This window comes from Kitasatospora sp. NPDC089797, from assembly GCF_040684795.1.
Lineage (GTDB): Bacteria > Actinomycetota > Actinomycetes > Streptomycetales > Streptomycetaceae > Kitasatospora.
The window spans coordinates 1-1077 of record NZ_JBFBGS010000122.1; the positions used below are offsets into that span (position 1 = coordinate 1).

The 1077-nt window shown below is 75.6% G+C and carries 2 protein-coding genes; both read right to left on the reverse strand.

The window, feature by feature from the left end; genetic code table 11:
- Positions 1 to 94 precede the first annotated feature (94 nt).
- Positions 95 to 280 (reverse strand): hypothetical protein, encoded by a 186-nt coding sequence (locus AB0O91_RS41200; RefSeq protein WP_363444699.1) that lies wholly within the window; start codon positions 278 to 280, stop codon positions 95 to 97.
- 100 nt (positions 281 to 380) lie between these two features.
- Positions 381 to 845 (reverse strand): MarR family transcriptional regulator, encoded by a 465-nt coding sequence (locus AB0O91_RS41205; protein ID WP_363444701.1) that lies wholly within the window; start codon positions 843 to 845, stop codon positions 381 to 383.
- Between the last annotated feature and the right edge of the window lie 232 nt (positions 846 to 1077).

Genomic DNA, 1077 nt, shown 5'->3' on the forward strand with positions numbered 1-1077 from the left:
GGTGAGGACGTCGTACTGCCGGTACGCGACCGGGCTGGTGCCGGTCGCGCAGTACTGCCGGGCGAGGGGTCGCGGCCAGGGCTACCGGCCGGCGTTACCGGTCGGCGGGGGTGGCCCAGCCCCAGGAGGTGTTCGCGGGCGTCACGTCGCCCCAGGCGGTGGTCGCGGGCGCGGCCTGCTGGGGGGCCACGTCGCCCCAGGAGGTGTCCGCGAAGGCCGGGCCGGCGCCGAGGGCGAGCAGGGCGGCTGCGGCAGTACCGACGATGACGCGCTTGAGCATGGTGGTTCCTCCGACATCGGTGCGAGGGGTCGGTCCTGACACTAGATCACGGTGCGGGCGGTTGTTCGATGAATTTCGATGAACGTCGACATCGGGCCGGTCACTCCGGCAGGTCGCCCTCGCCGCCCAGGTTGGCGGTGATGCGGCGCAACACGTTGACGGTGGTCACGAAGTCGGCCTCGGCCACGCCCTCGTGGGCCTGCCGGAGCACCCGGTGGTTGCGCTCGCGGGCCCGCAGGCGGGCGGCCTCGCCGTCCGCGGTGAGCGACATGCCGCCGTTCGCCCCGTCCTCCAGCAGCCAGCCGCGGGCGGCGAGGTCGTCGAAGACGGCGTCGAAGTCGAGGCCGAGGTCGTCGTAGCGGGCCAGCCGCTCGACCAGGGTGGTGCGGTTCCACCGGCCCGGGGCGCCGGCGGCGTGGTTGAGGGTCCACCAGTGCGGCTGGGTCAGGCCCTCGACGGCGAGCTGCCCGCGCAGGCCGCCGACCACCCTGCGGTACACCTCGCCGGTCCACGCGCCGATGGGCTGGGCGGCCAGGACCTCGTGCGGGTACTCCTTGAGCGTCATTCGCCGTGCTCCTTCGCCTGCTGTTCGATCGCCGGGACGCCGTCACCGTAGGACCTCGAGTCGGCTTGAGGTCAAGACGGTTCGTGCCGGACCGGTGGTCGGTTCAGGCCGGATCGGGGTGCGTCCCGGCGCCGGGGCGGGCCCCGCGCGGGCCGGTGGGGCGCGGTGGCGCCCCCGGCGCGGGGGGCGGGGGCGGCGCCGGGGCGCGCCGCCGCGAGCCCCGCCCCGGCCC

Excerpts from the sequence above, each read along its gene's own strand:
- AB0O91_RS41200 (WP_363444699.1), bottom strand. The coding sequence starts at position 280 with ATGCTCAAGCGCGTCATCGTCGGTACTGCCGCAGCCGCCCTGCTCGCC.
- AB0O91_RS41205 (WP_363444701.1), bottom strand. The coding sequence starts at position 845 with ATGACGCTCAAGGAGTACCCGCACGAGGTCCTGGCCGCCCAGCCCATC.